Raw genomic sequence first — 12715 nt, forward strand, 5'->3', positions numbered from 1 at the left:
AATCAGTATTCGTATGACTATTTTTTTAGCCTTTATTCAAACCCGCTGATTTTTCAGCAGCATCGACCGTTTGGCGAATAAGCGTGTTGATAGTCATCGGTCCAACGCCGCCTGGTACTGGCGTATAAGCGCTGGCAATGTTTTCCATGCCTTTCATTTCGATATCACCAACACCGCCATCATCTGTTGGATGGAAACCTGCATCAACGACAACCGCTCCTGATTTGATCCACTCCGCTTTAATAAGCTCAGGTACGCCTACGGCACCAACCACGATATCTGCACGCTTGATATGCGCTGCCAAATCTTGAGTTCTTGAATGGCAGATAGTCACTGTACAGTTGGCATTCAATAGCATCATCGCCATTGGCTTACCTAAGATAGCACTACGTCCTACGACTACGGCTTCTTTACCTGATAGCTCGATATTATAATGCTCTAACAAATGCATAATGCCCTGCGGTGTGCATGAGCCATAAGCTGACTGCTGCATCGCCATACGACCAAAACCAAGACAAGTCACACCATCGACGTCTTTTGCTAAGTCAATCTGCTCAAAACAAGCACGCTCATCAATATGCTCAGGAACCGGATGCTGTAGCAAAATGCCGTGTACATCTGGATTGCTATTTAACTCATCTATTTTTGCCATGAGCTGCTCAGTGGTCGTGGCACTCGGCATCTCAACGCGTATAGAGTCCATGCCAACACGCTTACAGGCGTTGCCTTTCATACGAACATAAGTGGCGGAGGCTGGATCGTCACCAACCAATATCGTCGCTAAGCTTGGGGTGCGGCCAGTCTTTTCCTTAATCGTATCTACGCGCGTGCGCAGATCCTGTTCTATTTGTTTGGCAAGTGCTTTGCCGTCCAAAACGGTAGCGGATTCTTGGGCAGTAGACATAGTAACTCCAATAGAGGGTACGATATAAAAAAATAAAGACAGCGCGCGCAAATACTTTGCATGCCTGTCCTTTGCTTCGTCAATCTTTGACTAAGAGTAATATTGTACCTGTGTACGCTACAAAATCCTAGCGTAAGATAAAGCCTGCGCACTGATAAATTTTCATAATAAGTCAATTAAACAGTATTGCTTATATATAGGCAAATGTACCTTATGCTTTTAGTAAGAGTAGCATCGACCACAAAGTAAATTTCTAAAAATAATCATTCATTGCCATTTTATTCGACCATCGAACCAAATACACTATCGATCGCCCGCATCGTCAGTTCAATTTCAGCCGCCGTAAGCGTAGGATGCACTAGAAACATCAGACTACTCTCTCCTAGCTTCTTCGCCATTGGCAATCTAATACTTGGACGCAACCCTGTATTATCAAAGGCCTTCTCCAAATAGACTTCTGACGCAGATCCAGAGAAGCACGGTACACCTTGATTGTTAATTGCTTCAATAATGCGGTCACGTGTCCAGCCATCAGGTAGATTATCGGACTGCACATAGACATATAATTTGTAGTAAGCATGGTTCGTATTGGAGAACTGCTCGAAATGCTCTAGTCTCGGCACACAAAGGTAGCCTTTGGACTCCCACTTGCTACAGGCCTCTAGTATGGCTTGCGCATTAGTGGTCCGTTTGGCTGTCCATTCACTCATTTTTTCCAGTTGAATACGTCCTAGAACGCCTTGCATCTCAGTCATACGCCAATTGGTGCCAAAGCTCTCATGGAGCCAGTTGTAGCCAGGTGATTGCTCCGTTTCATAGACTGCAGCATAGCTCTTACCATGATCCTTATACGCCCACATTTTTCGCCATAGCAGTTCGCTATCAGTGGTGACCATACCACCCTCACCTCCTGTGGTCATAATCTTATCTTGGCAAAAACTCCATGCCCCAATATGACCAATACTGCCCACGCTTCGCCCTTTATATCGTGCGCCATGAGCTTGCGCGCAGTCTTCAATAACATATAAGTCATGCTCATCTGCCAGTGCCATAATGCTGTCCATATCGCATGGCCAGCCAGCCAGATGGACGCACACGATACCTTTGGTTTTATCACTCAGTACAGCTGTGATGGTTTCAGCGGTGATATTGCCAGTTGCTTCATCGACATCTGCAAAGATGGGGGTCGCACCTGCATTAACGATTGATGAGATACTAGCAATAAAGGTACGCGGTGTGACAATGACCTCATCACCTGCACCTATATCGAGTGCTTGTAACGTGACATCCAATGCCAAGGTGCCATTACCCAATGCTATTGCGTACTTACTACCTGTCCAGTCAGCAAACTCTCGCTCAAACTGACGACATTCTTCGCCTGTCCAATAATTGACTTTGTTAGATAGTAGCACTCGACTGACAGCGTCGGCTTCATGCTGCGTGAATTTTGGCCAAGGTGAAAAAGGGGTATTTAGCATATGTTCCTCTATGGTACTTATGTCTAATGTTGTGTCACGCTCTACGATAAACTGCTCACTATGTTGTTAACCTTACTATCTATCATGACTTTCTTGATACACAACTTTTTTAATTAGCTGTATTGCTATCACCAAAGAGTACTTTTAAAGCATTTCTTCATTAATACTATTGCCCGTGAATTTACTCATAGTCGCTTCTCCCTCAGCACTAATGCCATCTTTGATAATGACCTTTTCCACTGTTTTAAATAAAATCTTGATATCCAGCCACAGCGACTGATTGTCCACATACCATGTATCAAGTGCAAACCTCTCAGCCCATCCAATAGCATTGCGACCATTAACTTGAGCATACCCTGTAATACCTGGGCGGACGTCGTGTCGGCGCGCTTGTTCATCATTATATAAGGGTAGATACTCCATCAATAATGGTCGCGGGCCCACTAGACTCATATCACCTTTTATGACATTCCAAAGCTCGGGCAACTCATCAAGGCTGGTGTTACGCAGCGCTTTACCAAACGATGTCAATCGCGCGCCATCTTCCAAAGGATTGCCATCTGTATCTATATCATCCTTCATTGAGCGAAACTTTATCATCTCAAATGGCTTACCATATAGACCTGGACGAATCTGACGAAATAGAACAGGCGCGCCAAGATTTTTACTCACATTGTATGCAGTTGCAGCATAGACAGGAGACAGTACTACTAACGCTGTCGTTGCACCTACAATGTCAAACAGTCGTTTTATCATTTATAAACCCAACATATTTATTAGTCGTTTATTGACTTTATCTGCATCAAATTTCTCTTGTGCTAGCTTGTAGCTTTCATCACCCATCTTTTTAATCTGTTCAGGATGTTCTATAAAATAAATCATCTTCTCTGCCAAAGCTTTTGGGTTCCATTTTTCTACTAAAAACCCATTTACTCCATCAATAACCGTCTCACGGCAACCAGGTACATCAGTAGTGATAATAGGTCTTCCAATTGCCATCGCTTCTTGAGTGCTGCGCGGCACACCTTCACGATAAGACGGCAGTACAAATACATGATGATTTGCAATCCAGTCTTTTACATTATCAACATGACCAGGATAGTTTACGATGTTCGATGCAATCAACTCATCTAACTCTGATTTCTGCAATGCACCCATATTAGAAGCATCTATCTCTCCTAAAATAGTGAAATATGCTTCAGGATATATTTTCTTTACTATTTTTATAGCGGAAATAAGATCATGGACACCTTTTTCTTTCAATAAGCGACCAATAAATAAAAATTTAATAGGCTTTTGAATAGTTGCTATAGGCTGATACTCGTACTGACTCAAACTCAAACCAATCCCGCCTAAAATTTCTACCTGCTTTGCTCGTATTTTGTACTTCCTCAACAAATCATTAGGATCATCAGCATTTAAAAATATGAGCGTATCTATCTGAGGTAGAACCACTCTATATAGCATAATTTGAATCGCTTTGATAACTTTCACTTTTTTGCTAAGACCTTCGGGTTGGTCTGTAAAACAGTAACCTAACCCTTCAAGCATACCTACAACTTGCGGAATTTTTGCCATTTTTGCTGCCAATGTTCCAAAAATAACTGGCTTAGAAAAGTAAGAGAATACGATATCTGGTGATATCTCTTTGATAACTTTGGATAGGTGATAAGTTGCTCTTATATCAGATAAAGGATTCAGGCCACCTCGATTTAAATTGTAGGTCATTGGGATAGCACCTAAAACTTCTATCTTCTTTAATTCCTCTTGGGTATATTCAGAGGTAAAGGCATAGACAGTATGTTGCTGCTTGACCAACGCTTTGATTAGATCAGCGCGAAAGCCATAAAGACTATAAGCAATGGTGCCTAAAATGACTATTTTCATCCTTGAACTCTTACGCTTTGTATTTTGGTAAAATGATCATTATAGTAGTCTAACTGTTCTTTGTTATACCTATTAGACCTACGTTTAAGTAATATTTTTAACAAACCCATAGTATCGAGAGATTTTACAATTACTTTCTTTATTTTGAATTTTTTTATTATTTTATATTTACTTATATAAAATATAACGCCATCATAGTTATTATTAATTATTTCAATCTGCGCATTATAACCATTCACAATTTTTTCTATGGTTACGTTTTCTACGACCCTATACCAATACAAGGGATCTTTAATTACTATATAATTTAAGTCATTATTTTTTGCAGCTTGCAACCATAGATCAAAATCCTCTGCTTGGACAATGGTTTCATTATACTGATTCCTTATATACCAATTTTTACGAGCAAGTAAAGAAGCGTGCAATATATTAGTAACTCCTTCTAAAATATTTGCTGCACTCATCTGATAGTCTCTGCCTTCAGACACCCCTGTTAATTCATTATCCTTACCAATCGTTAAACAACCAGTCGTTACGAAATCAATTTCTTTGTTATTTTTTAAAATTTTCAACTGTTTTTCTAATCTATCATTGCTCATTAAATCATCAGCATCCATACGTGCGATAAAGTCATAATTAGATTCTTGTATAATTTGATTTAAACGGTTGGGAAGTTTTTTATTCACTCCATCTGATATTACTCTTATGCGTTTATCCACCAGACTATACTTAACTGCAATATCCAATGATTTGTCATTTGACCCATCATTTATAAGTATCAATTCCCATTTTTTATGTGTTTGAGCTATTACTGAGCAAATAGCATCTTCTAAGTACTTTTCAGCATTATAGAATGGAATTCCAACAGTTATATAAACAGAATCGCTCATTAGAAAACCTTAAATATCGGGTTGATGACATATGGACTCAAATCACTAAATCTCGATGTACTCAATATGAAATATATGATAAAAATAAATACACTAATTATATAAATGTAAATATTATTTATTTTCTTTAAAACCACAGGTAATATTAAAATTAGCGTCCATGTAAAATAGGAAAGGAGCCTTTGTGGACCTGAAGCATTCGTACCTAACATCGCTAACGGTATGACAGAAGCCACACCTGATGCGTAAAAAGTAAGTAGTTTCTGAAAATTCTTATCTTTAATTTTATATACATAACTGGCAATAATTATTAAAAGCATAAGTACGGTATAAAAACCAAGAGTTAAAAACCCTCCTGACTCTTCAGATACTTTTGCATAGTCTTCGTATCGATCATTAGTCGACGAAATATAAGATACTAATAATCTACTAACGAGCAGTGATCCGAAAAATGTCGCTATTATCTTATATGCGGGTCTTACCCTTAAATTTACGATGAAATAAAATGGAATGATAAATAAAGCAGTTACATGGAATAATGATCCAATAGCACATACCAGCAGATAAGGAAAAAGCCTTTTTTCTAAGAGATAAGGAGTGGCCAAAGTAAACATTGCCATTGCTATCCCCTGACGCAATCCATTAAAAGAAAAGGTATAGACACCCAATGTAATGAATAGAAAAATAGAAAACCAATAATTTACGCTATATTTTTTAATAATACTTAGATAACAATATACAATGACAAAGCTGGTAATAAAAAGTAACCAAAAATAGTTAGCCGTCACATGCAACAGCCAATACTCTAGTAGCTGATAACCATATTCAATGTCTTCATTAAACCTGAAATACTCAGGCTGCAGTCGATTGTTGAAGTTCCTCGTATAGTTCACTGTATCGGTACCAACCCAATAGCTACGAACACCTGCAAATAGTGTCAAGGCAATCAAAGGCAACCAAAAAGACGTACGGTTGAGAGATTTCTTCTCCAGTACGACCCAAAAGATAACAAGGCCAGGAACCAACAGGTATGGAAGCATTAGATTATCTCATCATTTTTTTTATTTTTTGAATTTTTTCAATTCCAAGAGAGTTAATTAGCAACCCTTGAAAAAAGAATCTAAACTTTATTATCAGTGGAGCTTTAAGCCCAACTATTTTCTTCATATAATCATAAAAATTTATTTTTTTAAATATTAAGTTGCTATAATATATATTAGCTAATTTTTTTTGATCTTTTGAGAACTGAATCCTATAAAAATCAACCCTTTCTATAAATATTTTACTAGAATTGTAAAAACTATAATCCCTAGTGTTTTTGAAAAATTCAAATATATCAAATGCAATTTCTTCACTATAAAGCTTAGCTATACTAAAATCGTTTTTTTTCTTTGTAAAACTATCAATGTGCTGTCTATATAAATAAAGTGTATCTTGCAAGTTATAAAACCTACTATTGAAACTTGCTCTATGCAACCAGTTACAATCAGCTGCACCTATTCTATTAAATATACTATCAAACCCCCCAATAGACTCGTAAATTGATTTTTTAAATAAAACACTTCCCCAGATAATAGGAATAGTACGGGAGCTATACATAATTCTCATTATATCTTTGTTTTTTTCAGGATGGTTAGTGGTACTAACTATCGAATTTTCAAACCACATCCCTACTTGTGTACCTACTAAATCAGCGTTATCTTTACAAATAACTTCAATCTGCTTTTCAAATCGCTCCTTTAACGAGTAATCATCTGCGTCTTGTATCGCTATATACTCCCCTGTACATAATGAAAATAATTTGTTAGTAGTTTGCAAATTACCTATATTTTCATCATTAATTATTAACCTAATTCTTTTATCTTTTATGTTTTTAATAATATTAACAGTATTATCATTGGATCCATCATCACAAATTATTAATTCAAAATTCCTATATGTTTGATTCAGTATACTTTTAATTGCTAATTCAATAGTTTTTTCAGCATTATAAGCTGGCATAATAACAGAAATCGTGGCATTCATTTAGCAACCTTAATATTTACCAATCTCTTAATATCCAAAATGGAAGCTTTGTAGAAAAATCTTCTTAGAATAATAATTTTTGATATTTTAATATCAGGATAGTTGTATAAGTGGCAGTACAGTAGTTTCGATTCAGTATTATTCAACTTGTGTTTTTCTTTGAATAGTGCAAAAGCCTTTTTAATATTGTATAGACCCTTAGTTGAAATCCTTTCATACTCATGACTTGTATCTACAATATAGTTTTTTTTATATATTAATTCCGCATTACAATCATAATTATCTAACAACCTATAAAAGCATTCAAAATCTTGCCAAGCTGGCAAACTTACATCAAATAAATTATCTTGAAGTAGCTTAGTTTCAGTAAAAATCTGGTTACCTGTGTAAAAAAAATACAATAAATCCTTAGAATCAACTTTTTTCTTGAAAAACATTCTTTTGAAAATACGCTTTGCTTTGCTAGGGTTTTTTTCATTCTCCCTACCGTACAAGCTATATAAAACCTTAGTGTTTATAGATTTTTTCTTCCATTTACTAATAAATTCCTCTATTCTGCTTTCTTCAAAATAATCATCATCATCTAGCCCTGTAATAAAAAACCCCTTTGCATTTTTAATAGCAATATTACGACTAGCACAAGATCCTGAATTTTTTTCTTGTATAAAATAACGCACACGTTTTTCTCTTTTAGCTAATTCTTCTAAATAATCATGTGTATCATCTATCGAACAATCATCTACTATTATAATTTCCAAATTGATATAAGTTTGTTTAAGGACAGATGTTACTGCTCTTTCCAGTAGATCAACTCGATTATATGTTGGAATATAAACAGTTACTAAGGGATTAAGATCATTAAATATGTTCATTAACCTTCTCCAAATAAACACCCTATAAATACAGGGTTTTTTACATCAATTTAATCATTAGTCTGTTAGTAGGTAGAATATTTCACCTTATTTTTAATTTTTTCATAATAATCTATATATTATTAAATAGTTCAACATAACCAAAATCTAGTATTAATATTTTTATACTAAACCTTTTTACGCAATCACTTGTTTCAGTTTAGTAAAAAAATTTATTAATGTATATAACTATAATATTATATTTTTTTAGGAAGAGTTAATAAATCACCTAAGTATTTTTGACCATAATCAGTATAATCTACATCCATATTAGCTGCTGGAGTAAAAGTCATCTCCCCTAAGATTACTGAACCATCCTTATCATAAAAATCAACTCTGACAAAAGGAAAAGGTTTAGCTAATAGGTTTGCATGTTGAATCATCTCATCAAAACAATCCGGTCTTTTTATTTCTATATTACTTTCATATTTCTTATTCATAATACTTAGTCTATTCCATTCTAAGTCAAAACAGTCAAACTTTATATCATTTTCCCGCTCAGAACAAATTAATACTAGTTTAGCTACTCCATTAAAACAGTATATTTTATAGTCAATTGGTAAAAATCCCTGGCTACTTTCTATATACTCTTCTAGTATAATTCTTGGTTTTATTTTATCATAATGCGGTTCTAGACTATATCTACCAAATTTCTCTTTCATCCATTTATTTAGCTTCTCAATAACCTCTAACTGATTAAGTTCGGACTTATTGTTAGTAACAATATTATATCCAGACCCATGTGTACATTTTAATGCAAACTTTTTAGGTAACTCCTCCCATATAATCTGATCAGCACTATCATATACGCTTAGAAGATTGTTAAGTATCTTAGGATTACTATTTAACTTTACATAGTTATATATTTCATATTTATCTGCACAGATAGAAATAAGTGGATCATTCCAATACAACTTTAGCCACTGCAGCTTTTCATTAAAAGTTACAGGTTTTTTAAGATTTAAAAAATCTTTGGTAGTTCTATAGTGTAATATTTTTGTTGCGTAAGTAGGCGATATTGCATTCAAGCAGTTAATCGCATATAACCATGTATTTTCAATATAAAATTTAATCGAGAAATTCATTTCACCACCCTTAATATCCCTAATATTAAATAGGATTCCTGTTATTTAACTTAAATATGGATAAATGCACTTTCAAAACCAAACCCTTTCTAAAAAAATAATTCCCAACTGTTAAAGATAAAAACTCAATTATAATAAAACATATTGCTGCACCCATAGCTCCATATGCTTTAATTAAAAAATAAGATAGTGGCACACTCAACAAACTCACTATAAACATTTTTATAGATAAGTATTTATAACCACTATACTTAATCATATATCGATAACTAATAGTTCCTAGCGTAGATAATATCGTACCAATGACTATCAACGGTAAGAAACTTGCAGCTTTAATATAATCAGAGCCATATAGCAACTCTATAAACCACTTTCCAATTAAACTTACAGCCAATAGACAGCCTATCCCAACTCCAACTGCTATCAAATGAATCTGTCTTAATAGTTGAATCTCTTCACCATTGCTTTTAGTTGAATATATCTTTGAAAAATAACTAGTAATCAGAGCTATACTTATAAAGCCCCATGCACCACCAATCATGAGCGCCACATTATATATTCCTAAAGAGCTGAAAGAAGTGTACTCAGCTAAAAATATATTAGATATCTGTGTGTAGAGCGTAATTGATAATGTGGATAGTACTAAACTACCACCAGTCATCAACATATATTTATTATACTTTTTACTTACTTTTATTTTAGAAGAGTGCTTACCGACATATTGAAAGTACCACTTTCTAATCATATAAGGCACTAAAGCTATAACTATAATAGGGAAAACCATACTGTAATGTTCAGCTTCAAAAAAGACTAACATGAATCTTAAAAGCAACGCTAAACTAAGGCCTAATATATTGGTTAAAGCGTTTACATATGAGGCTAACTGGCTATTGTTGTATATTGAATAAATATCACTAACGATAAAATAGCTTGCGATACAATTTCCTAAACCAAATATAAAGGTTAAAGTATCTGCAGATAACCACAGATATAGTAAACATCCTATAGATGAAATAACAAAAAGGACCCGTCTCAAATACTGTGAGGCTAATGATAGCTTTACACCAGAATTTACATTTTCACTTAAGCGTTTAAATAATACGTTCTCAGCTCCAAACCAAGAAAAAGTCTGTACAAATACAAAAATAGACATAGCAAATGCTAACTTTCCAAAACTTTCTGGACCTATATATTTAGCCATATAAGAATTAACGAAGATTAGTCCGAAAATACCAAGGAATTTTTCTAGCATCATCCAAGCTGAGTTATAAAATATTTTTTTATCAATAGACATTTTTATAGCCCAGTAACTTTTAGCAAAGAGTTTAAATGACCATTACAATAAACCAATTATTTGATTTTAACTATTTTATTTCCTATGTTGTTATTAATAGCTCTGTATCGATAAAAACACTTCGGATACCATGGTGTATACCCAGTTTGATAACTCAAAAATCTATAAGGACTTTAAAAATAGTGCGAAACACTCTTTCAACCGACCTCATCAATTATTTCTATATCTACCTTTTCGATCTCAGTATTTGGTCCCTCGCGGTATCCTTCGACAAAAGATCTAAACTGCGTTTTTAGCCAGAGGATATCTTGCTGTTTCGCTCTTTCTATAGATTCAAACAAAATTTTCTCGATGTCTTCCAAAGGAAAGCTATGCTCCATTGCTTGCATAATGAGTGGATGAAACGTGGTCTCTATGTTGTCAGCACCAATGATTAACTCTTCATAGAGCTTTTCACCTGGTCTCAATCCAGTAAACACAATTTCGATATCACCATTAGGATTGCTCGCATCTTTTAGCTCGCACCCTGTTAGACGAATCATACGTTTGGCGAGATCCACGATTTTGACGGGTGCACCCATATCAAGTACAAATACTTCACCACCGAACGCCATGGCCCCTGCCTGAATCACCAAACTGGCTGCTTCCGGTATGGTCATAAAGTAGCGCGTGATGTCTGGATGGGTGATGGTAATCGGACCACCTTGTTCAATTTGTTTGGTGAATAGTGGTACCACAGAGCCTGATGAACCCAAAACGTTGCCGAAACGCACCATACTAAAACATGTATGACTGTTGCTTTGGCTCAGTCCTTGGCAGACGAGTTCAGCTAAGCGTTTGGAAGCTCCCATCACGTTGGTTGGTCGCACTGCTTTGTCAGTAGAGATCAGTACAAACGTATCAACGTGAGCCTTTATCGCGGCACAAGCACAATGGTAGGTGCCTTTGGTATTATTAATCGTGCCTTCAAATGGATTGGACTCGACAATCGGTACATGTTTATATGCAGCAGCGTGATAAATCGTTTTTATATGGTATTTTTCGAATATATTGATCAATTTTTTTTCGTTTGCCACGCTCCCAATGATACTGATGATCTCAATATTTTGGTACTCGCTATCATCTGCTTTTTGCTTTCTGAGCTCTTGATCTATCGTATATAAGGCATACTCAGATTGTTCATATAACACTAGACATAAGGGTTTGTTTTTCATTATTTGTCGACATAGCTCACTACCAATAGAACCACCTGCACCTGTGACAAGAACATTCTTACCGGTAATGTTTTTTTGCAGTAACTCAGCAACTGGTTCGACAGTCTCTCTTTCAAGCACATCTAATATATCGACTGGCCGTATATGGCTGACTGTTACGATCTCATCAGCAAGCTCTCGTAAGCTCGGTAAATCTTTTAATTTGACAGAAACGCCTGACAGGCTATCCATAATCTGTTTTTTACGACCACGGCTCATAGAAGGTATTGCCAAAATCACTTGCGCGACATTTAATTTTTCTATTAACCAAGGTAACGCATGAGCAGCATATATTTTTTTACCATGTAGATAAGCCCCTATTAGCTGCGGATCATCATCGATATATGCCACTACATTGTATTTATGAGAATGTCTCAAGCTCTCTAATAGCTCTCTACCAGCCGATCCTGCGCCATAAATAATCACATTATCGCAGCAACTATCTAGGCTACTTTGATTGTCTGGTTTCTGTAGTCGATTCAGCAACCCGCGAATCATTAGCCGACTGTTCCACAACCAAATAAAGAATAAGAACAAAAATATGATTGGCGCTGAGCGCGGCATCGTTGACACTGGGTTCACATAAATGATGAACTGATAAACGATAATAAGTAATAAAAACAACTGTAGTACTCGACCCATCGCAGCATCGAAAAATCCTCTAGAAGCACCTCTATAAAAGCCAATCAGATATAAGCTGACGACAGGTATCAATGCATAAAAAGCTAATACCGTAAGACCGATTTGATCATCGACATAACCCTGACGCAATTCCAATGCCGCTACCAAGCAAAGGACAGCAACTGAAAAATCGATACCAAATAAGATAGAGCATTTAGCAAAGCGTGGTAAAGCTAATAAAAACAGCGTCATACGCCTCGACCATCGATTGAGGTCACTTGGCGTTTGATAAGCATTGTTAGACTCTGTTTTTATAAACATAAGATCCACCTACTTAAGTTATGTCGCTCGTTTGCCATGGACAATG

Annotated in this window: 11 protein-coding genes; all 11 read right to left on the reverse strand. The window is 35.7% G+C overall.

The features are described 5' to 3' along the window. Window positions 1–25: 25 nt before the first annotated feature. A complete protein-coding gene (gene folD / locus I3254_RS13900) occupies window positions 26–904 on the reverse strand; it encodes a bifunctional methylenetetrahydrofolate dehydrogenase/methenyltetrahydrofolate cyclohydrolase FolD (RefSeq protein ID WP_238053252.1) in 879 nt (292 codons plus the stop codon). 278 nt (window positions 905–1182) lie between these two features. After that, window positions 1183–2382 (reverse strand): DegT/DnrJ/EryC1/StrS aminotransferase family protein, encoded by a 1200-nt coding sequence (locus I3254_RS13905; RefSeq protein ID WP_238053253.1) that lies wholly within the window; start codon window positions 2380–2382, stop codon window positions 1183–1185. A 144-nt stretch (window positions 2383–2526) separates the two neighbouring features. Next, window positions 2527–3138 (reverse strand): sugar transferase, encoded by a 612-nt coding sequence (locus I3254_RS13910; RefSeq protein WP_238053254.1) that lies wholly within the window; start codon window positions 3136–3138, stop codon window positions 2527–2529. Beyond that, window positions 3139–4269 carry a glycosyltransferase family 4 protein gene (locus I3254_RS13915; protein ID WP_238053255.1) on the reverse strand — a complete coding sequence of 377 codons (1131 nt, stop codon included), beginning with the start codon at window positions 4267–4269 and terminating at the stop codon, window positions 3139–3141. Beyond that, complete coding sequence (locus I3254_RS13920) at window positions 4266–5159, reverse strand: glycosyltransferase family 2 protein (RefSeq protein WP_238053256.1); 894 nt, start codon at window positions 5157–5159, stop codon at window positions 4266–4268. The genes I3254_RS13915 and I3254_RS13920 overlap by 4 nt, the downstream gene beginning before the upstream one ends. Further along, entirely contained in the window at window positions 5159–6199 is a 1041-nt protein-coding gene (locus tag I3254_RS13925; RefSeq protein WP_238053257.1) for an EpsG family protein, read from the reverse strand. Before I3254_RS13925 ends, I3254_RS13920 begins: the two co-directional genes overlap by 1 nt. 4 nt (window positions 6200–6203) lie before the next feature. Then, a complete protein-coding gene (locus I3254_RS13930) occupies window positions 6204–7184 on the reverse strand; it encodes a glycosyltransferase family 2 protein (protein WP_238053258.1) in 981 nt (326 codons plus the stop codon). Then, window positions 7181–8056, reverse strand: coding sequence for a glycosyltransferase (locus I3254_RS13935; protein WP_238053259.1), 876 nt, complete (start codon window positions 8054–8056; stop codon window positions 7181–7183). Before I3254_RS13935 ends, I3254_RS13930 begins: the two co-directional genes overlap by 4 nt. A 236-nt stretch (window positions 8057–8292) precedes the next feature. Then, window positions 8293–9180: an ATP-grasp fold amidoligase family protein gene (locus I3254_RS13940; protein WP_238053260.1), complete on the reverse strand. Its 888-nt coding sequence runs from the start codon at window positions 9178–9180 to the stop codon at window positions 8293–8295. Between the two features lie 25 nt (window positions 9181–9205). Next, a complete protein-coding gene (locus I3254_RS13945) occupies window positions 9206–10474 on the reverse strand; it encodes an oligosaccharide flippase family protein (RefSeq protein ID WP_238053261.1) in 1269 nt (422 codons plus the stop codon). 197 nt (window positions 10475–10671) lie between these two features. Then, the gene (locus I3254_RS13950; RefSeq protein WP_238053262.1) at window positions 10672–12669 is read right to left on the reverse strand and encodes a nucleoside-diphosphate sugar epimerase/dehydratase; all 1998 of its coding nucleotides are present in this window, start codon (window positions 12667–12669) and stop codon (window positions 10672–10674) included. Between the last annotated feature and the right edge of the window lie 46 nt (window positions 12670–12715).

The sequence above is a fragment of the Psychrobacter sp. Ps2 genome, from assembly GCF_022129405.1.
In the GTDB taxonomy this organism is placed as follows: Bacteria; Pseudomonadota; Gammaproteobacteria; order Pseudomonadales; family Moraxellaceae; genus Psychrobacter.